The sequence below is a fragment of the Streptomyces sp. NPDC005898 genome (assembly GCF_040629635.1).
Lineage (GTDB): Bacteria > Actinomycetota > Actinomycetes > Streptomycetales > Streptomycetaceae > Streptomyces.
In genome coordinates this window covers 167,547-187,440 of the sequence record NZ_JBEXWC010000003.1, presented here as the reverse complement: position 1 = coordinate 187,440, position 19,894 = coordinate 167,547, and the positions used below count along the sequence as shown (strand labels likewise).

The 19,894-nt window shown below is 72.0% G+C and carries 17 protein-coding genes; 7 read left to right on the top strand and 10 right to left on the bottom strand.

Features of this window, described 5'->3' with window-relative positions; all coding sequences use genetic code 11:
* Positions 1–31: 31 nt before the first annotated feature.
* The 4 genes from ABZ385_RS06080 to ABZ385_RS06065 form a co-directional block, all read right to left on the bottom strand.
* A complete protein-coding gene (locus ABZ385_RS06080; protein ID WP_358909933.1) occupies positions 32–820 on the bottom strand; it encodes a GNAT family N-acetyltransferase in 789 nt (262 codons plus the stop codon).
* Between the two features lie 62 nt (positions 821–882).
* The gene (locus ABZ385_RS06075) at positions 883–1,923 is read right to left on the bottom strand and encodes a PhlD (protein WP_358587355.1); all 1,041 of its coding nucleotides are present in this window, start codon (positions 1,921–1,923) and stop codon (positions 883–885) included.
* Between the two features lie 150 nt (positions 1,924–2,073).
* Positions 2,074–2,895 carry a helix-turn-helix domain-containing protein gene (locus ABZ385_RS06070; RefSeq protein ID WP_358587358.1) on the bottom strand — a complete coding sequence of 274 codons (822 nt, stop codon included), beginning with the start codon at positions 2,893–2,895 and terminating at the stop codon, positions 2,074–2,076.
* Positions 2,896–3,328: 433 nt separating this feature from the next.
* A complete protein-coding gene (locus tag ABZ385_RS06065; protein ID WP_358909931.1) occupies positions 3,329–4,216 on the bottom strand; it encodes a Gfo/Idh/MocA family oxidoreductase in 888 nt (295 codons plus the stop codon).
* A gap of 331 nt (positions 4,217–4,547) precedes the next feature.
* On the opposite strand from ABZ385_RS06065, the gene ABZ385_RS06060 reads away from it, so the two are divergent.
* Entirely contained in the window at positions 4,548–5,177 is a 630-nt protein-coding gene (locus ABZ385_RS06060) for a TetR family transcriptional regulator (protein WP_358910283.1), read from the top strand.
* 269 nt (positions 5,178–5,446) lie between these two features.
* Complete coding sequence (asnB, locus tag ABZ385_RS06055) at positions 5,447–7,288, top strand: asparagine synthase (glutamine-hydrolyzing) (protein ID WP_358587362.1); 1,842 nt, start codon at positions 5,447–5,449, stop codon at positions 7,286–7,288.
* Positions 7,289–7,298: 10 nt separating this feature from the next.
* On the opposite strand, the gene ABZ385_RS06050 is transcribed toward asnB, so the two are convergent.
* Positions 7,299–7,568, bottom strand: a complete 270-nt coding sequence (locus tag ABZ385_RS06050) for a hypothetical protein (RefSeq protein ID WP_358909929.1) — start codon at positions 7,566–7,568, stop codon at positions 7,299–7,301.
* Positions 7,569–7,825: 257 nt separating this feature from the next.
* Complete coding sequence (locus ABZ385_RS06045; protein WP_358587366.1) at positions 7,826–8,581, bottom strand: sulfite exporter TauE/SafE family protein; 756 nt, start codon at positions 8,579–8,581, stop codon at positions 7,826–7,828.
* A 197-nt stretch (positions 8,582–8,778) separates the two neighbouring features.
* Here ABZ385_RS06045 and ABZ385_RS06040 point away from each other — a divergent pair, with 197 nt between their 5' ends.
* On the top strand, positions 8,779–9,717 hold the full coding sequence (locus ABZ385_RS06040; protein WP_358587368.1) for a LysR family transcriptional regulator: 939 nt from the start codon (positions 8,779–8,781) through the stop codon (positions 9,715–9,717).
* Positions 9,718–9,870: 153 nt separating this feature from the next.
* A complete protein-coding gene (locus tag ABZ385_RS06035; RefSeq protein ID WP_358909927.1) occupies positions 9,871–11,937 on the top strand; it encodes a pectinesterase family protein in 2,067 nt (688 codons plus the stop codon).
* Positions 11,938–12,026: 89 nt separating this feature from the next.
* Here ABZ385_RS06035 and lpdA read toward each other — a convergent pair whose 3' ends face one another.
* Entirely contained in the window at positions 12,027–13,430 is a 1,404-nt protein-coding gene (gene lpdA, locus ABZ385_RS06030) for a dihydrolipoyl dehydrogenase (protein ID WP_358698419.1), read from the bottom strand.
* 280 nt (positions 13,431–13,710) lie between these two features.
* Between lpdA and ABZ385_RS06025 the strand changes: the two genes are divergently transcribed.
* From ABZ385_RS06025 to ABZ385_RS06015, 3 genes are all read left to right on the top strand, one after another.
* On the top strand, positions 13,711–14,592 hold the full coding sequence (locus ABZ385_RS06025; RefSeq protein WP_358909925.1) for an SAM-dependent methyltransferase: 882 nt from the start codon (positions 13,711–13,713) through the stop codon (positions 14,590–14,592).
* 262 nt (positions 14,593–14,854) lie between these two features.
* On the top strand, positions 14,855–15,730 hold the full coding sequence (locus tag ABZ385_RS06020; protein WP_358910282.1) for a TauD/TfdA family dioxygenase: 876 nt from the start codon (positions 14,855–14,857) through the stop codon (positions 15,728–15,730).
* Between the two features lie 112 nt (positions 15,731–15,842).
* A complete protein-coding gene (locus tag ABZ385_RS06015) occupies positions 15,843–17,093 on the top strand; it encodes a CoA transferase (RefSeq protein ID WP_358909923.1) in 1,251 nt (416 codons plus the stop codon).
* Positions 17,094–17,220: 127 nt separating this feature from the next.
* Here the strand turns inward: ABZ385_RS06015 and ABZ385_RS06010 are convergent, their stop codons facing one another.
* The 3 genes from ABZ385_RS06010 to ABZ385_RS06000 form a co-directional block, all read right to left on the bottom strand.
* Positions 17,221–17,661 carry an SSI family serine proteinase inhibitor gene (locus tag ABZ385_RS06010; protein ID WP_358587380.1) on the bottom strand — a complete coding sequence of 147 codons (441 nt, stop codon included), beginning with the start codon at positions 17,659–17,661 and terminating at the stop codon, positions 17,221–17,223.
* A 364-nt stretch (positions 17,662–18,025) separates the two neighbouring features.
* On the bottom strand, positions 18,026–19,156 hold the full coding sequence (locus tag ABZ385_RS06005) for a diaminopropionate ammonia-lyase (RefSeq protein WP_358909921.1): 1,131 nt from the start codon (positions 19,154–19,156) through the stop codon (positions 18,026–18,028).
* A gap of 141 nt (positions 19,157–19,297) precedes the next feature.
* Positions 19,298–19,741 carry a DUF3093 domain-containing protein gene (locus ABZ385_RS06000; protein WP_358584625.1) on the bottom strand — a complete coding sequence of 148 codons (444 nt, stop codon included), beginning with the start codon at positions 19,739–19,741 and terminating at the stop codon, positions 19,298–19,300.
* Between the last annotated feature and the right edge of the window lie 153 nt (positions 19,742–19,894).

Genomic DNA, 19,894 nt, shown 5'->3' with positions numbered 1-19,894 from the left:
CCGTCCGCCGCGGCGGGAGGCGGGGTCCGTCTCACGGCTGGTACACGTATGGGGTGGTCGTGCACAGCGTCGCGAAGCCCAGCCGGTCCAGGATCGGGCGGCTGTCGTCGGAGGCGTCGACCTGGAGGTAGCGGTAGCCGCGCTCGGCGGCGATCCGGGCGCGGTGGGCCACCGTCGCGCGGTAGATGCCGCTGCCGCGCCACCCGGGTGCGGTGCCGCCGCCCCAGAGTCCGGCGAAGTCGGAGCCGGGGCGCAACTCCATCCGGGCGCCGCACACCGGACGGTCACCGGCCATCGCGACCACCGCGATGATCTCGTCGGGCGTTTCGGCCAGCTGGGCGAGCACCCGCTGGGCGAGCCGCTCGCTCAGCGCGGCGTCGCCCTCGCCGAACGCCGCCAGATGGGCCTCGGCCATGAGCCGGACGCCGGCCGCGTCCGTCACCGGCAGCAGCCGCACGCCCTCGGGCAGCTCGGGCCCGGCCGGCAGCCCCTGCGCCTCGGCGACCATCACGGTCTCCGTGGGCTCGGCCACGAACCCCGCGGTGAGGAGCCGCCCGGCCAGATCGGCGGGGCGGTCGTAGGAGTGGAGCTTCCATTCGAACGCGCGGCGGGCGGCGGTGTAGTGCCGTACCTGCTCCGCGATCACGGCGTCCGCCGTCGTCGCGTCGATGTCCGCCCACAGGACGCCGTTCCAGTCGTGCTCGGACCCTGTCTGGCGGACGATGCCGCCGACCCGCTCGACGCGCGTACCAGGACTGTCGCTTCGCGCGTCGCGCCTGATCTGCCGGTCGTACGCGGCCAGCGCCGCTGCGTGATCCATTCCGTCACTTCAACAGGGGCGGTCAAGGGGCGGCAAGCGAATATCGGCGGGCGCGGCGAGGGTCAGGAGCGCCAGCGGCAGCGCAGCGCCGCCATGGAGAAGCCGGGGCCGAAGGCCACCGCGATGCCGGGAGCGCCGTCGGCGGGCGGCCCGCCGTGGGTGCGTTCGAGGACGCGCAGGATGCTCACCCCGCCGAGGTTCCCCTCGTCGGTGAGGGTGTCCGTGGAGTGCCGCGCCGCGTGGGCGTCCAGGCCGAGCGAGGCGGCGGTGTCGGTGATGATGCGCGGGCTGCCGGGGTGGATGACGGCGAAGTCCACCGGCCGCGCGCCGACCCATGCGGTGAGCGCGGGCAGTACGTCGTCGGCGGCGGTGAGGGCCTGCTTGGTCGAGTCGAAGTGGAAGCCGTCCGGGGAGATCCGGCCGCGCTGCCGGTCGAGGCTGTCCGGCAGGACGTACTCGAAGGAGTCCTCGATCGCGAGCCCCGGACCCAGCGGGACATCGGTGACGACCGCGGCGGCCGCGGAGTCCCCGAAGAGGGCTTTGTAGATCATCGCTTCGATGCCGGTGTCGGCGTGGTGATAGACGCTGGAGATGACCTCGGCCGCCACGACGAGGACCTTGCTGCCGGGGCGCGCCGCGACGAGTTCGGCCGCCCGCATGAGGCAGTGGGTGCCGCCCGGGCAGGCCAGCGTGGTCAGCGCGATGCGCCGGACCGTGGGGCGCAGGCCGAGCCGTGCGATGAGGTTGACGTCGAGGTTCGGGACGGACCAGCCGGTGCTGTGGGTCGTGACGATCGCGTCGATGTCGCGGGCCTCAAGGCCCGCGGTGTCCAGCGCGGCGGAAGCGGCGCGTTCGGCCATCGTGAGCGCGTCGGTGAACGCGGCGCGGGCGCGCTCGCCGATGTCGGCCGCACCCGACACGGTGGGGGCGGCCAGGGGGCGGCTGAAATTACGGGTCCGTACGCCGCAGTTCTCCACCACGCGCAGGATCGCCCGCAGGCGGGGGTGGCCGGCGTGGTGGGCGCGTATGTCGTCGGCTATCTCCGCTGTGGTGACCTTGTGGTCACCGACGACGGTCTGCGGTCTGGAGACGTAAGCGGGCACAGGGCGGCTCCGACAGGGCTCGTGAGGACGTACGGGTGCGGCACAACGTACTTCACCGTCACGAAGCCGTCTTGCGACGAATGTGAGGGGAAGACCCTCAAGGACCTGCGGAGTTTGTGGGGGCAGTGAAGCCTGTGGGGCCTGTGGGGCTCACAGGGCGCGGAGCATCGGCGAGCGCCGGTGGGAGCGCAGTTCGCCGGGGTGGAACACCAGGATCATCAGCCGCGCGCCGGGCGCGGTCATGGGCTGCGCCGTGCACATGGTGACCCAGCCGGGCCCCAGTTCGGGATGGAGCAAGGGGCGCTCGTCCCCGTCGGGGTGGGGGTAGGAGACGCCCGTGCGGTACAGGTCGGCGGTCTCGGGTTCCGCGAGCACCTCCTTCTCGATCTGCAGGAGGGTGTCGTCCTCGGGTCTGGAGGCGAGGGCGGCGCGCAGCTGGGGGAGGACCATCGGGGCCCAGGCGCCGTGCCAGTCCATGAGGGCGCGGCGGCCGTCGGGGTCGAGAACCATCCAACGCATCACGTTGCCGGGGACGTTGCCCGCGGGGAACATGGCGTTGAGGGGCTCGTTGTAGGCGAGCATGTCCCAGGACGCGTCGGTGACGTAGGCCATGTGGGATATGCCGTCGACCGCCTCCTGCCATACGCCGGGGACCTCTTTGCCCGAGGAGAGATGGAGCGGGCCGGGCGGGTCCTGGAGCAGCGCGTAACGGTTGAGGGAGACCCACTCCTGTTCGTTGAGCCCGAAGAGGCGCGCCACGTCCCGCAGCAGGGAGGTCGGCGGATTGGGGTAGTTGCCGGATTCGAGACGGTGGTACGTCCCGAACGTGCGGTGCAGCAACTGGTCGACCTGGTGCTGCGACAGACCGGGAGCCCGCCGCCCCTGACCGCTCGGCCGGGAGAAGCCATGCGATTCGGGGGCAATGAGGGCGCGTCGTTCGCGGAGCAGAGCGCGGAGCGCCGTCTTGTTCATGGTGGGTAATCCCTCTTGGTGCACGCCGAGTTGGAGCGTGATCAGTCTAAATATTCACAGCTTCTTTGGTAGTAAACATTGCCCGAAGAAAACGATCAGACACTGCGGCATCATGGAGTGCGCGACCTCGTCGGCCTGCAGGTTTGATCGTCGGCGAGTGCGCGGGCACAACAGTGGGGCATCTTGTCCGGGGAGCCTGAGAATGGCTGAAATTCCCCGGCATTGGGTTCCCCCCAGGCCCCTCGGGCCGATGTGGGAAGCGTGTGGGACGGTTGTTCGTATTCCGATCCGTGTGGTTGGAAACAGGGCGACGCGGGACCGCGCGGAGCTCCTTCCCCGGTCGGTCTGGTGGGTCCACCGGCTGCGGTCGGTGCCGTCACTCGCCATTACGTAGCGGCCACGGTACCGACCGCCCGCGGTCGTCCCGGGTCGCTCACGCGGCGGCGATACGCTCCTGTGCCCGTGCCAGGATCTGGGTGACCCGCAGCCCGAACCGGACGTCGCACGGGTGTGCCGTGCCGGTGCGCACGGCCGCGACCAGGGCGTCGATCGCGTTGCGGAACGCCTCGTCCGCGCCCTCCCAGGACGGCAGCGCCGCGATGCCGTGCTCGCCCCGCAGCTCCATCGCGAGGCCCGCGCACTTCTCCGGTGCCGTCAGGCTCAGCGCCGCCGTGCTGGACGCGCCGCCGGTGTGCCGCAGGATGAGGTGGGCCGTGTCGCCGGGCCCCGGCGCCGCCGTCACGTCGGTGACGTCCCCGAGGACCGGCAGCAGCATCGACAGGGCGTGCGGGCCCACGTCCCACAGGCCGCCGCGGCTCGCCCGCCACGGGGAGTCGAACGCGGCGCCCCCGTCGGGGGTGTAGAAGGAGCCGTACCAGTCGGCGCGCCCGGTGAACCAGCCGCCGAGGGCGACCTGTTCGGCCAGCCAGGCGGAGCTGTCCGGGGCGAAGCGCAGCGTGAAGAACACCACCGACGCCACCTGGGCGCGTTCGGCGGCCCGTGCGAGGTGGTGCGCGGCGTCCGGCGTGGTGGCCACCGGCTTGTCGAGCAGCAGATGGCATCCCGCCGCCGCGGCCCGCGCGGCCAGCGGCGCCTGCACATCGGGCGGCACCGCGAACGCCACGGCGTCACTGGCCGCGAACAGTTCGTCCGCGTCCGCGTACGCCGTCGTCGCGCGTGCGGAGGCGAGCGTGGCGGCGGCCTCCGGGCGGCGGCCCCACACACCGCTGAAGTCGACGTCGGGGTGCGCGGCCAGGGCGGGGGCGTGCGTGGTGGTGGCCCAGGGCCCGGTGCCCACCAGGCCGATGCGGAGTCGGTTCATGGGCGGCAGTATGACCGAAGCCGTCCGAAGCGGGCCTCCCGCGGCAGAAACGGTCCTCCGCAATGGCCGGTTGCGCACGGCACGCATTCCCGGGGAACGGCAGGCATGCGCTCCCGGCACATGCCAACTTCCGGGCGGTGGACACCCCTTCACCCGCTATGGTGAATTTCCATTCACCTCGTGGTGGCGGGGGAGCTTCATGGCGGCCATCCCGATTTCCGGCGATTCGCGCGCCCCGGGCAAGCGGTTTCGTCCAGGAGGGGACCGTGGAAGGAATGTGTCCGTGGGGAGAAGACACGTCATCGCGGAGAGTGTGGAAAGTGTGGAGAGTGTGCGGGGGGAGGCGTCCGGGGCAGGTGCGCGCGCCGGGGCCGCGGAGGCGCCGCGTGCCCTCGCGCCCCCGCCGGCCGGCTGCCGCAGGGGCTCCGAGGAAACCAAAGAGGCGATCACCCGCGCCGCGCGGTACCTCCTCGCGCGTCACGCGTACGGTGACATCACCCTCAAGGCGGTGGCCGACCGCGCCGGGGTGAGCGCGCCGCTGGTCCTGAAGTACTTCGGCAACAAGGACGCCCTGTTCGCGCACGTCATGTCCTTCGCGGCGGACGCCGAGGCGTTCTTGGACGCGCCCCTTCCGGGTCTCGGGCGGCACATGGTCCACCACCTGCTGACCGGCCAGGCCGAGCGGGGCGCCGACCCCATCTTGCGCATCGTCTTCGCCCCGCTCCACGGTGAGCGCGGCGACATCCTGCGCGCCGACTTCCGCGCCCAGGTGGTCCAGCGGCTGACCGATCGGCTCTCCGGACCGGACGCGGGGCTGCGGGCGGAGCTGGCCGCGGGCATGCTGCTCGGGCTCGGTGTCATGTACGGCATCGCGCGCGGCCCGCGGCTGCGGGCCGCGGCGATCACCGAGATCACCGACCGGTACGCGCCCGCGGTGCAGGCCTTCCTGACTCCTCGCTGACGTGTCCGGCCGGCAGCCGGGCGGCCGTTGACAAGACTTTGCCCGTGGCCGGAATTCTTCCTTCCGTGCCCGTCCGAGCCTCCCTGCTCGGGGGAGCCGGGGAGTCGGAACGAGCCATGAGGCACCCTCTGGCCTTGGCAAAGTCCGGCCGAAACCATGCGGGTCGAGCCGTCGCGAGACCCCCGGTGTGTTGACCGCACGCCTTCGGGGGGCACAGGATCCCTATGTAGGTGCTAGATACAACTAATTCACCGACCGGGAGGAAAGACATGTGTGGCATCACCGGCTGGGTCTCCTTCGACCGTGACCTGACGGCCGCGTCCACCACCCTGGACGCCATGACGGAGACGATGTCCTGCCGGGGACCAGACGACCGCGGCACGTGGACGGAGGGTCCCGCCGCGCTCGGCCACCGCCGGCTCGCCATCATCGACCTGCCCGGCGGCCGCCAGCCCATGACGGCCGAGACACCGACCGGCACCGTCGCCCTCGTCTACTCCGGGGAGACCTACAACTTCACCGAGCTGCGGCGCGAACTGGCGCGCCGCGGCCACCCCTTCGCCACCGACTCCGACACCGAAGTCGTCCTGCGCGGCTACCTGGAGTGGGGCGAGGCCCTCGCCGAGCGGCTCAACGGGATGTACGCGTTCGCGGTCTGGGACGCCCGGCACGACAAGCTCGTCATGGTCCGCGACCGCATGGGCATCAAGCCCTTCTACTACTACGAGACGCCGGACGGCGTCCTGTTCGGCTCCGAGCCCAAGGCGATCCTCGCCAATCCGCTGGCCCGGCGCCGCGTCACCAGGGACGGACTGCGCGAGCTGTTCACCGTCGTCAAGACCCCCGGCCACGCCGTGTGGGACGGCATGCGCGAGGTCGAGCCCGGCACCGTGGTGACCGTCGATCGCGCGGGGCTGCGCCGGCACGTGTACTGGTCCCTGGAGACCAGGCCGCACACCGACGACCGTGACACGACCATCGCCAAGGTGCGCGAACTCCTGGAGGACATCGTCCGCCGCCAGCTCGTCTCGGACGTGCCGCGCTGCACGCTGCTCTCCGGCGGCCTCGACTCGTCGGCGATGACGGCCCTCGCCGCGCGGCAGCTGGCCGAGTCGGGCGAGACGGTGCGCAGCTTCGCCGTCGACTTCGTCGGCCAGGCGGACAACTTCGTCGCCGACGAACTGCGCGGCACGCCCGACACCCCCTTCGTGCACGACGTGGCGAAGGCGGCGGGCACCGAGCACCGCGACATCGTCCTGGACTCGGACGCGCTCGCCGACCCCGAGGTGCGCGCCAAGATGATCCGGGCGCGGGACCTCCCCATGGGCTTCGGTGACATGGACGCCTCCCTCTACCTCCTCTTCCGTGCCATCCGCGAGCACTCCACCGTCGCGCTCTCCGGGGAGTCCGCGGACGAGGTCTTCGGCGGCTATCTGCAGTTCTTCGACGAAACGGCGCGCACGGCCGACACGTTCCCCTGGCTGGTGCGGTTCACGGACCACTTCGGCGACGACTCCGACGTGCTGCGCCCCGACCTGACTGCGGCGCTCGATCTGTCCGCGTACGTCAAGGACAGCTACGCGGGCGCCGTGGAGGGCGTCCGCCGCCTGGACGGCGAGAGCGACTTCGAGTACCGGATGCGCACGATCTGCCATCTGCACCTGACCCGCTTCGTCCGCGTCCTGCTCGACCGCAAGGACCGCGCGAGCATGGCCGTGGGGCTCGAAGTGCGCGTGCCGTTCTGCGACCACCGCCTCGTCGAGTACGTGTACAACACGCCCTGGGCGCTGAAGTCCTTCGACGGCAGGGAGAAGAGCCTGCTGCGCGAGGCGACCGCCGATGTGCTGCCCAGGTCGGTGTACGACCGGGTGAAGAGCCCGTACCCCTCCACGCAGGACCCCAAGTACGCCACGGCGCTCCAGGGGCACGTCAAGGATCTGCTCGCCGGGCCGGACCACCCGGTCTTCGGGCTCGTGGACCGGGAGCGGGCGGCGCGGGCCGCCGAGCGGGAGGCGCCGCAGATCACCCAGGCGTCGCGACGCGGCCTGGAGCGCACCCTGGACCTCGCGCTCTGGCTCGACCTCTACCGGCCCGAACTGGACCTGTCCTGATCCCGGGCGCTCACTCCTTGGGCTCGGCCGTCGCGGCCAGGGTGTCGAGGAACCGCTGGAGCGCGACCTTGCGCCCGGCCCCCAGGCCCCGCTGCACGGGCGGCACGCCGGCCCCGCGCCGGGCCTCGGGGGCCGGGGTGTCGGGGTGGTTCTCGATGTGGACGGTCGCCGCGTGGCGTACGAACTCCGCGACCGGCATCCCGAGCCGGTCCGCGTGGTCCACGATCGCGGCGTACTCCTCGGGCGTGAACAAGACCTGCACAGGCTTGGCACCGTCCATGGACGCATGATGCCGCCCGGCCGGGTGCCACGAGGTGCGCTCGGCATATTCGCCCACGAAGGCGTGAAAGAGGGGAGGACGGCTACGGCGGGGCAGCGAAGCGGCCCCGGCCGGACGGGGGAATCTCAGCCGGGGCCGCTTCATGTTCAACGATAAACCATCGGGGGTGCCGGCGTGGTGCGGGGGGCGGCCGGAAGGAGCGGGCCGCACGCGGGCCCGGCACCCGCGCGCTGTCCGGGACCTCGCGGCACGCCCCCCTAGTTCAAGATCATGGCCGTCGAGGCCGTGACGCCCACGACGACGATGAAGCCGCGCAGGGCGGCCGGCGGCAGGCGGCGGCCGTAGCGCGCGCCCACGAGCCCGCCCACCGTGGAGCCGGCGGCGATGAGACCCGCCGCCGTCCAGTCGATGTCGGCGACCACGACGAAGACGACCGCCGCGACGCCGTTGACGAGCGAGGCGAGGACGTTCTTCACGGCGTTCAGGCGCTGCAGGTCGTCCAGGAGGAAGGCGCCGAACAGGCCCATGAGCAGCACGCCCTGGGCCGCGCCGAAGTAACCGCCGTAGACGCCGGCGCCGAGGACGCCGCACCACAGCGGCACGCCGCCGTCCCGCCTGCCCCGGCCCTCGCGCTCCTTGAGCCGCCGGCCGAGCCGGGGCTGGAGCAGCACCAGCACGCAGGCCGTCAGGATCAGCACCGGCACCACCGCCTGGAAGGCGTCGGCGGGCAGCTTCAGGAGCAGCAGCGCGCCGATCAGGCCGCCGATGAGGGAGGCCGCGCCGAACCGCAGCAGACGCCCGCGCTGCCCCTTCATCTCGCGGCGGTAGCCGTACGCGGCGCTGAGGGTGCCCGGCACGAGGCCGAGGTTGTTCGACACGTTGGCCAGCACGGGGGGCAGGCCGAAGGCCAGCAGGGTGGGGAAGGTGATGAGCGTGCCGGACCCCACCACCGCGTTGATCCCGCCGGCCGCGACACCGGCGGCCGCGACGGCCACCATTTCGAGCGCTTCCACACATCACCTTCCGCAGAGGGGCACGGCCCGGGCCCCGGAGCCCGGCGGACCCCGGGTCGACGCCCGTCACCGGGTCGCCGCCCGGGCCGACAACGATCTTGGGCCCGGCACATACCCAAGTCAATCCTCGGGTTTTCTTGCATCTTCCCAAGCAATGGCTTCACTTGGGGTCCGGCCAGGCGGTAGCTTCGGTCCCCGTGACTCTCGATGATCTCCGTGTCTTCGTGGCCGTGTGCCGCGCGGGCAGCCTCAGCGCGGTGGCCCGCGACCTCACCTGTACGCAGTCGGCCGTGAGCCAGCACGTCAAACGGCTGGAGAAGGAGCTGGGCGTCAGCCTCCTGGAGCGGCACGCGCGGGGCGTGGTGCCCACCTCGGCCGGCCGGGTCCTGCGGGCCGCCGCCGCCGAGGGCATCGGCGGCATCGACCTCGCGGTGCGGCGCCTTCGGGAGCAGGCGCGCGGGGACGGCGGCGCGGTGCGGATCACCACCGGGGCCACCTCCGTGCGCCACTTCATGGCCGAAGGCGTCGTCGACTTCCGCCGGCGCTACCCACGCGTGGGCCTGGAGTTCCAGACGGTCAGCTCCAGCAGCGGCTGTTTCGACGCGCTCGCCGCCGGCGACCTCGACCTCGCCTGGATCACGCTCGGGGAGCCCGTGCGCGGCATCGAACAGCGGCCCGTCGTGGACCTGCCGTGGGTCCTCGCCGTCCGCGCCGACGACCCGCTCGCCGGGCGGCCCTGCGTCGAACCCGCCGACCTGGCCGCCTGCCGGCTCATCACGCCGCCGGTGAACTCGACCTCGCGTGCCCATCTCGACGCCCGTCTCGGCGAGTTGGGCGTGGTGCTGCCGGCCGGGACCAGTGTCGCCGACTGGGACACGGCCGTGCTCCTCGCGGAGCTGGGCCTCGGGCAGGCGGTCGTGCCCGCGCTGCCCGACTCGCGGGGCCCCGCCCCCGCGGGCCTGCGCATGATCCCGGTGCCGGGTCTGCCGCCGCTCTCGGTCGGCTGGGCGGTACGCCGCTGGGACGCGCTCGGCCCGCTGGCCCGCGCCTTCGCCGACACCGTGGCCGAGCACTGCGCGCCGACCGGCTCCGTCCCGGCCCAGGGCGGTGCCGCCGTCCCCGCCCCTCCTCGCTGAGCGGCCACCCGTCTTGGGGGAGAGGCGAACCGTCCGCGGCGAAAGATCAGGCGAAAGATCAAAAGGAGCGGCAACCTTTGTGCGCCCCGCGGCGACTGCTCAGCGGCCCGTGATCCACGGGCGCCCCACGTACGTACAGACGGGAAGCGACCCATGACTGAGCAGCACGGCCGCGGCAAGGCGCGGCACCGCAGAAAGAAGAAGGCGCTCCTGGTGGGCGCCCCGACGGTGCTGGCGGCCGCAGGGGTCCTCGCCTATGGCACGGCCTTCGGGGTGTTCGGCGAGGACGCGCGGCCCAAGGCGGCGGCCGCCCCGGCACCGGCCTGGGCCGACGACACCGCCGACGGCTTCGCGTCGGTCCACGCGCTCGGCCAGAAGGGGACCTACGGCGGGCGGGACGGGAGGACGGTCACCGTACGCAACCTCACCGACCTGGAGAAGTACGCGACCGCCCCCGAGCCCTACGTCATCGTGGTGGCCGCCACGATCCCGATGGACCCCAAGGGCAAGGAGATCAAGGTCGCCTCCGACAAGACGATCGTGGGCGCGGGCACCTCGGGGCAGATCGTCGGCGGCGGCTTCTTCCTCGGCCAGGGCGTGCACAACGTGATCATCCGGAACCTCACGATCCGTGACGCGTACCACGGCATCTGGAACGACAAGGAGCACGACTGGGACGCCATCCAGATGGACGGCGCGCACCATGTCTGGATCGACCACAACGACCTGCGGCACATGGCCGACGGGCTGATCGACAGCCGCAAGGACACCACGTACGTGACGGTGTCGTGGAACAGGCTCAGCGACAACAACAAGACGTTCGGCATCGGCTGGACCGAGCGCACGACCGCGGACCTGACGATCCACCACAACTGGTTCCGCGAGACCGAGCAGCGCAACCCCTCGACCGACAACGTCGCGCACGCGCACCTCTACAACAACTACCTCCAGGACGACCCGGGCACCCGCATCACCTCGTCCTACGGCAACTACGCGCGCGGCAGCACGAAGATGGTCCTGGAGAACAGCTACTTCGAGGGCATGAACAACCCCGTCATCAAGGACGGCACCGCCGCCCTCGTCCAGCGGGGCAACGTCTTCTCCCGCACCAGCGGCCGCAACGAGAGCGGCGGCACCGCGTTCGACCCGAAGCGGTACTACTCCTACCGCCTGGACAAGGCCGCCGCGCTGCCCGCCCTCCTGAAGTCCGGTACCGGGCCAAGGAGTTCGCTCGGCACCGACGACAGCGGCAGGGCCACCGCGGCCGGCACCCTCACCGTGGCCAAGGACGGCAGCGGCCAGTACACGAGCGTCCAGAAGGCCGTCGACGCCGTTCCCGCCGGCAACACCTCGCGGGTCGTGATCCGGATCGCCCCCGGCACCTACCGCGAGACGGTGAAGGTCCCCGCGAACAAGCCGCACGTCACGTTCGAGGGCACCGGCCGCAGCCGCAAGGACACCGTCATCGTCGAGGGCCACGCCGCCGGCATGGCCAAACCCGACGGATCGGGTACGTACGGCACCGGCGGCAGCGCCACGGTCGCCGTCGAGGCCGACGACTTCCAGGCCCGCAACCTCACCGTCTCCAACGACTTCGACGAGGCGCGCAACCAGCACCTGGACGGCCAGCAGGCCGTCGCGCTGCGCACCGCCGCCGACCGGATCCGCCTGGACGACCTCATCGTCAGCGGCGACCAGGACACCCTGCTGCTCGACACGGCGGCCAAGGACAAAACGGGCCGGGTCCTGCTCACCGACTCCTACGTCATCGGCAACACCGACTTCGTCTTCGGCCGCGCCACCGCGGTCATCGACAAGTCCATCCTCACCCTGAAGAAGCGCTGGAACGGGACCTCGGCCGGATACGTCACCGCGCCCAGCACCCCGGCCGGACGCAAGGGCTTCCTCGTCACCCGCACCACCGTCGACGGTGACGTCACCGCCCGCAGCTTCCACCTCGGCCGCCCCTGGCACGCCGGGGGCGACGCGAGCCTCGACCCGCAGGCCACCATCCGCGACAGCAAGCTGGGCGCGGCCGTCAAGACGGCCCCGTGGACCGACATGGGCGGCTTCTCGTGGAAGGACGACCGTTTCGCCGAGTACAAGAACACCGGCCCCGGCGCGGGCGGGCCCAGCGGGGAGCGCCCGCACCTGACCGACGCCCAGGCCGCCGCGCAGGAACGGGCCGACTGGCTCGGCGACTGGCGGCCCACCGACTGACCTGACGGACGTGCACGGGCGGGGGTTTGGGGCCGGTCCCCGCCCGCCCGTGCCGGGCCCGCTTCCGGCGGCGCGGGCCCCCGGTACCGTCAGAAGTTGATCATGTGTCCGGCCAGGCCGTGCACCGCTTCCTTGACGGCCTCGCCCAGCGTCGGGTGCGCGTGGACGTTGCGCGCCACCTCGTGGACGGTCAGGTCCCACTGCTGGGCCAGGGTCAGTTCCGGCAGCAGTTCGGTCACGTCGGGGCCGATCAGGTGGGCGCCGATGATCTCGCCGTACTTCGCGTCACTGACGATCTTGACGAAGCCGACGGTGTCACCGAGGCCGTGCGCCTTGCCGTTGGCCTGGAAGGGGAACTTGGCGACCTTGACGTCGAAGCCCTTCTCCTTGGCCTGCGCCTCGGTCCAGCCGAAGCTCGCGATCTGCGGCTGCGAGTAGGTGGCGCGCGGGATCATCGGGTAGTCGAGTTCCATCGTCTCGGCGTCCCCGATCGTCTCGGCGGCGACCACGCCCATGGCCTCGGCGGTGTGCGCCAGCATCAGCTTCGCCGTGACGTCACCGATGGCGTAGATGTGCGGGACGTTCGTGCGGCAGCGGCCGTCCACGTCGATCGCGCCGCGCTCGGTGAGCGCCACGCCCGTCGCCTCCAGGCCGTAGCCGGTGACGTTCGGCGCGAAACCGATGGCCTGAAGGACCTTGTCGGCCTCCAGGACCTGCTCCTTGCCGTCCTTGCCGGTGACGGTCACCCGGACCTGCTCGCCCGACTCGTCGATGGACTCCACGCGCGTGGAGGTCAGCACGTCGATGCCGAGCCTGCGGTACTGCTTCGCCAGCTCCTTGGACACATCGGCGTCCTCCAGCGGCGCGACGCGGTCCAGGAACTCGACGATCGTCACCTTCACGCCGTAGTTGTGCAGCACATACGCGAACTCGATGCCGATCGCGCCCGCGCCCGCGATCACGATGGAGCGCGGCAGGGAATCGGCGAGGATCTGCTCCTCGTAGGTGACCACGCGCTCGCTGCGCGAGGTGCCGGGCAGCAGCCGGGGCGTGGCACCGGTGGCGATGACGCAGTTCTCGAAGCCGATCGTGGCGGTCGTGCCGTCGGACTTCGCCACCTGGAGCGTGTTCGCGTCCAGGAAGGTGCCGCGGCCGTCGAACTCCGTGATGCCGTTCTTCTTCATCAGGAAGTGGACGCCCTTGACGCGGCCGTCCGCGACCGTGCGGCTGCGGCTGAACGCCGCGCCGTAGTCGAAGGACACCTGGCCATCGACCTCGATGCCGTACGTCTTCTGCTCGTGCGTGAAGAGGTGGGCCAGCTCGGCATTGCGCAGCAGCGCCTTCGTCGGGATGCAGCCGACGTTCAGGCAGACACCGCCCCAGTACTTCTCCTCGACGACGGCCACCCGCTTGCCCAGCTGGGCGGCGCGGATGGCGGCCACATAGCCGCCGGGTCCTGCTCCGAGCACGACGACGTCGAAGCGGTCTTCCATGGGGAGGTCCTCTCTGGGGTGGAACGGGATCCAGTGGTGCGGATGGCTCACTGCCACGATCATGCGCCATGCGGCGGCCCGGAGGGCGGGCGGGTGGCGCACACCACGGCACACCCCGGCCGCCGCCCGCCGGGGATGCGGTCACCCGCGTCCCCAACCACCGCTCGACACGCCTCCGTTGGAGTTCTCGTGAGCAGTTCACCCGAACGTGGATCACCGGATAGTGTCACGCCGACGGCACACGTTCCGCGAACCCCGCGGGAGAGGTGGAGAGCGCGCTGTGGACAGTGACAACCGGTCCGGGACGGCGGCCACGCCGCCGAGCCCGTCCATCCCCTACGACATCCCGACCTCGGCCCGCGCCTACGGCTGGATGCTGGGCGGCAAGGACAACTACGAGGTGGACCGCGACTTCCTGCTCTCCACCCTGCCGTCGTTCCCCGAGTGCGTCGACATCGCCCGGCAGAACCGCCAGTTCCTCTTCCGTGCCGTGCGGTACCTGACCCGCGAGGCGGGCATCCGCCAGTTCATCGACCTGGGCTGCGGTCTGCCCACCGACGCCAACGTCCACCAGGTCGCCCGGCGCTTCGCCCCCGACGCCCGCGTCGTCTACGTCGACGTCGACCCGATCGTCCTCGCGCACGGCCGCGCGCTGCTCGCCGACGACTCCTCCACCACCGTGATCCACGGGGACATGCGCGATCAGGAGGCGATCCTGGACCACCCCGACGTGCGGCGCCTGATCGACTTCGACGAGCCGGTCGCGGTGCTCTTCCTCTCCGTCGGCCACCACCTCACCGACGCCGACGAACCCTCCCGCGTCCTGCGGACCGTCATCGACCGGGCGGCTCCCGGCAGCCTCGTCGGCTTCTCCCAGGTCGTCGCCGACGACCCGGCCCGGGGCGCGGCGATGACCGCGCACATCTCCGGCGGCGGCGTCCCCTGGCAGACCCGCACCCCCGCGGAGGTCGACGCGCTGCTCGACGGCCTCGAACCCCTGGAGCCGGGCCTCGTCAACCTCGTCGACTGGCGCCCGGACGCCACCCAGCCGCCCCTCGCGCCGGTCGACTCGGACCTCGTGCCCTATCTCGGCGCCACCGCACTCAACAAGGGCATCTACGAGTACGGGGGAGTGCTCGGGGTGCCGCGCCGGCACGGCTGAAGCGCCGCTCGCGATCGGTTGACCCGGGACGCCACGCGGCCCACAATGACGACCATGATCCAGCACCTGACCGCCGCGGCACGGACGTTCGGCGTCCCGTGGCGGCGCGGGTGCGAGCGCTCGGGCCGCTAGCCGTACGGAACCGCTCCGTCACCCCCGTCCGGCACCGCGCCCCGAAGGATCACACCCCATGGCCGTCACCGACCGCGCCCCCCAGCCCCCGACCGCCGTCCTGCGCGAGGCCCGCGTGCCCGCCGACGGCATGTACGAAGGCCGCCGCACCCTGCGCCGCCTGCCGAAGGGGTGGCAGGAGCGGCCGTACGAACTGATCGACGTCACGCCCCTCGGCCGGCTCATCGGCGCCGAGATCCGCGGCGCCGACCTCGCGCAGGCCCTCGCGCCCGCCCTGCGCGACGAGCTGAACCGCGCCCTCCTGGAGTGGAAGGTGCTCTTCTTCCGGGGCGCCCACCTCACCACCGGGCAGCAGCGCGCCTTCGCCCGCAACTGGGGCGAACTGGAGACCAACCCGTTGCTCGCCGGCGGCTCCGCCGAGGACGTCGTCCGCTTCGACAAGGGAGCCGGCGCCGTCCCCACGTACGAGAACGTCTGGCACGCGGACGTCACCTTCCGCCGGTGCCCGGCCCTCGGCGCGGTGTTGCAGCTGCGCGAGGTGCCGCCGTTCGGCGGGGACACGATGTGGGCCGACATGGCGGCCGCGTACGACAATCTCGCCGATGACGTCAAGGAGCGCATCGAAGGGGCGCGGGCCGTGCACGACTTCATCCCCGGCTTCGCCCGCTTCTACGGCCCCGAACGGCTGGCCCCGCTCCAGGACCGCTTCCCGCCCGTCACCCACCCCGTGGTGCGCACCCACCCGGAGACCGGGCGCCGGACGCTCTTCGTGAACACGTCCTTCACCACCCACATCGTCGGCATGGAGCGCGCGGAGAGCGACCGGCTCCTCGGCCACCTCGTACGACAGGCCCATGTGCCGGAGTACCAGGTGCGGTTCCACTGGCAGGCCGGCGACGTCGCCTTCTGGGACAACCGCGCGACCCAGCACTACGCCGTCGACGACTACGCGCCGCACCGCCGGGTCGCGGAGCGGGTCGCGATCGCCGGGGACCGCCCGTACTGACGGGGCGATCCGCCCGGCCGGCGGCGGCCCGCTCTTGACCCGCCGACCTGCCGACTCCTAGCCTCGCGGCATTCCGACCGGCCGTCGAACGCACGAACTGGGGCAGTGATCCATGGACTTCGCGTCGACCGAGGAGCGGGAGGAGCCGGGCCACGGCGCCCTCGCCGGGCTCAAGGTGCTCGATCTGTCCCGGGTCCTGGCCGGGCCGTACTGCGCGCAGATGCTCGCCGACCACGGCGCCGACGTCACGAAGGTCGAACCGCCGGCGGGCGACGAGACCCGGGGCTGGGGGCCGCCGTTCGTCGCTCCTGGCACCTCCGCCTACTACCAGAACCTCAACCGGGCCAAGAAGAACATCGTCGTCGACCTGTCGCTGCCCGCGGGGCGCGAGATCCTCGACACCCTGCTGCGCGACACGGACGTCCTCGTGGAGAATTTCAAGGCGGGCACGCTCGCCAAGTGGGGCTACCCCGACGAGGAACTGCGCCGCCGTTTCCCCGCCCTCGTCCACTGCCGCGTCACCGGCTTCGGGGCCGACGGCCCGCTCGGCGGGCAGCCCGGCTACGACGCGGTGCTCCAGGCGTACGGCGGTCTGATGAGCGTCAACGGCGAGCCGGACGGGCCGCCCCTGCGCGTCGGGGTGCCGGTCGTCGACCAGGTCACCGGCATCCTCGCCTTCTCCGGCATCCTGCTCGCCCTGCACGAACGCCACCGCTCGGGCCTCGGCCAACTCGTGGACTGCACCCTCCTGGACACGGCCGTCAGCCTCCTGCACCCGCACTCGGCCTCCTGGCTCGCGGGCGGCGCCGTGCCCCGCCGCACCGGCTCGGCACATCCCACCATCGCCCCCTACGACTCCTTCACCGCCGCCGACGGGCCGGTCTTCATCGCGGTCGGCAACGACCGGCAGTTCGCCGCGCTCACCGACGTACTCGGTGTTCCCGGCCTCGCGGACGACCCCCGCTTTCGCACCAACCCGGACCGCGTGCGGCACCAGGGGGAGCTGCGGGCCGCGCTGGAGGGGCCCGTCGCGGCCCACCCCCGGGCCGAGCTGGCCGCCCTGCTCACCGCGCGGGGCGTGCCGGCCTCGCCGGTGCACGACGTGGCGCAGGCGCTGACCGCGCCGCAGGTGCGCCACCGCGGTCTGGTGGTCGAGGACGGCGGCCACCGCGGGATCGCCTCCCCGGTGTCCCTCTCCCGTACGCCGGCGCGGGTGCGGCCCGAGGTGCGGGGCGCGGGAGCGGATACCCGAGAGGTACTCGGCGCGGCGGGCTACGACGACCAAGCCATCGCCCGGGCGGAGGCGGACGGCGTCGTACGCGCCGCCCAGGCGCCGCCGCCGAGCGGGCGGAGCTCGACCTGACGCGCCGCCCGCCGCACACTACGGCCCCCGGTGTCCTCGGACACCGGGGGCCGCCCCGCATCCCGGCTGCCTTCCCCCACGAAAGGTCACCGGGACTCCCCTGAGTGTGGATCAGGGTCGGATCTCGTCAGAAGGTCAATGCGGCACCCTCCCCGAGTCCGGCCTTCATCATGCACCGGTTGGCGAAGGTGCTGGACCAGCCGACGTGCTTGCCGTTCCAGACCCCGCTGACGGTCACCGTGACGGGCCGCCACTCCTTGGTGCAGACAGCATCGGACGTGTTGTTCACCAGGAGGCCGAACTGGCCCTCCGCCTTGGCGAGTTCGGCACACGCGGCCGCCGGCGAAGGGTGGGTGCCGGTGGGACGCGGTGCACAGGTGAGCGTCACGGCGCGTTCGACCGCCGCGGAGGTGGCGTCCTCGCCCTGACCGACCGTGAGCACCAGGACCGAGGGCGCGAAGAGGCTCGTCGGCTTGGGAGCCCCGGCCTGCGCGGTACCTGATGTCGCGGCGAGGACGCAGGTGGCCGCCGCGGCGGCTGCTCCCATCGTCCTGAGGGTGCGACGCATGGTGATCTCTCCTTCACTCGTTGCGGTTGGTGACTGCGGTGGGGAGTCTTGCCGGTGCGCAGAGTGAGTGCCAATACGGATGGTCGATTTCCGGATGTGTGCGTTCGGTGGGCGGTTCCCGCACGGGCGTTCGGGCAGCTCAGGGGCGGTGGATCGGCGCCGTGCCGCCTGTCCAGCATATGGACCAACGTCACTGGTATAAACGCCAACTACCCTTTGACCTGGGGGAACGTGAAATTGGTTCTTTTTTCGACCACTCGCATCGTCCGGAAATCGCCGCTGGATCATCGGTGACCGCCCATCAGGCCACGACCGAGGCCCCGGACTTCCGGATCGGCGACCGCGGAAGGAGCCAGGTGCCGTGTCAGTCGGCGGGGTTGGCGGCCGCGCCCTCGGTGCTGATCAGTACGACGGTGCCGGCGGGCCCGAGCCCCAGCGCGGCCCGGCGGGCGGCACCGCCCTCGCCGCCGAGGGCGGCGCGCACCCCGGCGAGGGAGGCCGCGCCGCAGGGCCCGGACGAGACCCCGAGCCGCGCGAGGTCCCGCACGGCCGTCGCGCTGTCGGCGTCGGTGACGGCGACCGCCGCGTCGAGACCGTCGCGCAGCACGGGCCAGGCGAGCGCCGAGGGCGTGCCGCAGTTGAGGCCGGCCATCGCCGTCGCGCCGGTCGTCACGCCGGTGAGCCGCCCCTCGCGCAGGCTCGCCAGCACGCAGGCGGCCGTCTGCGGCTCCACCGACAGGAGGGCGGGGGAGGTCCCGGGTAGGGGGCGTCGGCCGCGATAGTGCGTCACGGCGGCCTGGGCGAGCGATCCCACCCCCACCGGGACGGCGACGAGGGAGGGCGCCCCGCCGCCCGCCGCTGCCAGTTGGGCGTCGATCTCGGCGAACAGCGTCGCGTACCCCTCGACGATCAGTGTCGGGATCTCCTCGTAGCCGTCCCACGCCATGTCCTGGACGAGCACCGTGTCCGGCGCCTCGGCGGCGCGCGCCGCCCGTTCCACCGCCGCGTCGTAGGGGCCGGTCACGACGGTGACCTCGGCGCCCTCGCCCTCGATGGCGGCCACGGCCGCCGGATGTACGCCGTCCGGGACGAACACCCGGGCCCGGCACCCCAGTTGGCGGGCGGTTCTGGCCACCGCCCGGCCGTGATTGCCGTCGGTGGCCGTGACCAGACACGGCCGCGCACCGGACGCCGCCGGCCCGTCCTCCGCCCGCGCCAGCACTTGGTGGATCGCCCAAGAGGCGCCGAGCGCCTTGAACGCGGGCAGGCCGAGCCGCGTCGACTCGTCCTTGACGAAGACCCGTCCTACGCCCAACTCGACGGCCAGGGAGGGGAGATCATGCAGCGCGGTCGGTGCGTAACCGGGCAGCGAGCGGTGGAAGGCGCCGGCATCCGCCCGCGCAGGGGGGCAGGTCCACGCCCGTGCGGCGGGACGCGCGTACCAGAGGAGGGAGGAGCGGGAACCGGCCACGGAGTCAGTCTCTCGATTCTGCACGTGATCACCTTCCCGCCCGCCCCGACCATCGGTCCAGCGAGAAAAGGTGGGCACGGGCATGTCGACGTCCGCGCTCTCCAGCGGTGAGCTGCTGGACCCAGGCCGGTTCCGGTCCGTTCCGGTCGGTTCCGGCCAGTTCGGTCAGCTTCGGGAGAAGGCGAGCACCGCCGCGAGGTTCATGGGCCGGCGCGTCGAGACGTAGATGTAGGGCGCGCCGCCGTAGGCGTTCCTCAGCTCGATGCGCAGGGCGGTCGGGATGTAGGAGCGAAGGAGCAGCAGCGCGTACGGGTTCGCCTTGACCGTGCGCCATTCGAAGGCTTCCCGCTCGTCCAGGATCTCCGTCATGCCCAGCGCCTCGATGGGCACGGTCCGCTCACCGACGACCAGGGAGCCCGGCGTCACCAGGATGCGCGCCCTGCCGTGCGCGTGCACGATCGCGGAGGCCACCGCGATGCCCAGTGTCGCCACGGTCACCGCGACGATCGGTCCGAAGGGAATCGCCCCGAGCCCCAGTCCGGCTCCGCCCAGGACGACCAGGGCCCACCAGGAGCGGGGAACACTCAGCCGCTCTTCGTAGATGTGCATGACCGCATCCTGGCAGGGGAGTCCGCCGCCGCGTACAGCAGGATCCGGCCCCGCCGGTCTCCTGTGGTCCGTACGCGCGCCAAGGCAACGCGAAGCCTCCGGTTCCCGTCCTCGAAGAAGCAAGAGGGGCACATGAGTTCGTTTCTGTGCTCT

Bases quoted from the DNA above. Each gene is read 5' to 3' on its own strand.
- ABZ385_RS06080 (WP_358909933.1), bottom strand. From the start codon at position 820: ATGGATCACGCAGCGGCGCTGGCCGCGTACGACCGGCAGATCAGGCGC.
- ABZ385_RS06070 (WP_358587358.1), bottom strand. From the start codon at position 2,895: ATGAACAAGACGGCGCTCCGCGCTCTGCTCCGCGAACGACGCGCCCTC.
- ABZ385_RS06065 (WP_358909931.1), bottom strand. From the start codon at position 4,216: ATGAACCGACTCCGCATCGGCCTGGTGGGCACCGGGCCCTGGGCCACC.
- asnB (WP_358587362.1), top strand. From the start codon at position 5,447: ATGTGTGGCATCACCGGCTGGGTCTCCTTCGACCGTGACCTGACGGCC.
- ABZ385_RS06050 (WP_358909929.1), bottom strand. From the start codon at position 7,568: ATGGACGGTGCCAAGCCTGTGCAGGTCTTGTTCACGCCCGAGGAGTAC.
- ABZ385_RS06035 (WP_358909927.1), top strand. From the start codon at position 9,871: ATGACTGAGCAGCACGGCCGCGGCAAGGCGCGGCACCGCAGAAAGAAG.
- lpdA (WP_358698419.1), bottom strand. From the start codon at position 13,430: ATGGAAGACCGCTTCGACGTCGTCGTGCTCGGAGCAGGACCCGGCGGC.
- ABZ385_RS06020 (WP_358910282.1), top strand. From the start codon at position 14,855: ATGTACGAAGGCCGCCGCACCCTGCGCCGCCTGCCGAAGGGGTGGCAG.
- ABZ385_RS06015 (WP_358909923.1), top strand. From the start codon at position 15,843: ATGGACTTCGCGTCGACCGAGGAGCGGGAGGAGCCGGGCCACGGCGCC.
- ABZ385_RS06010 (WP_358587380.1), bottom strand. From the start codon at position 17,661: ATGCGTCGCACCCTCAGGACGATGGGAGCAGCCGCCGCGGCGGCCACC.
- ABZ385_RS06000 (WP_358584625.1), bottom strand. From the start codon at position 19,741: ATGCACATCTACGAAGAGCGGCTGAGTGTTCCCCGCTCCTGGTGGGCC.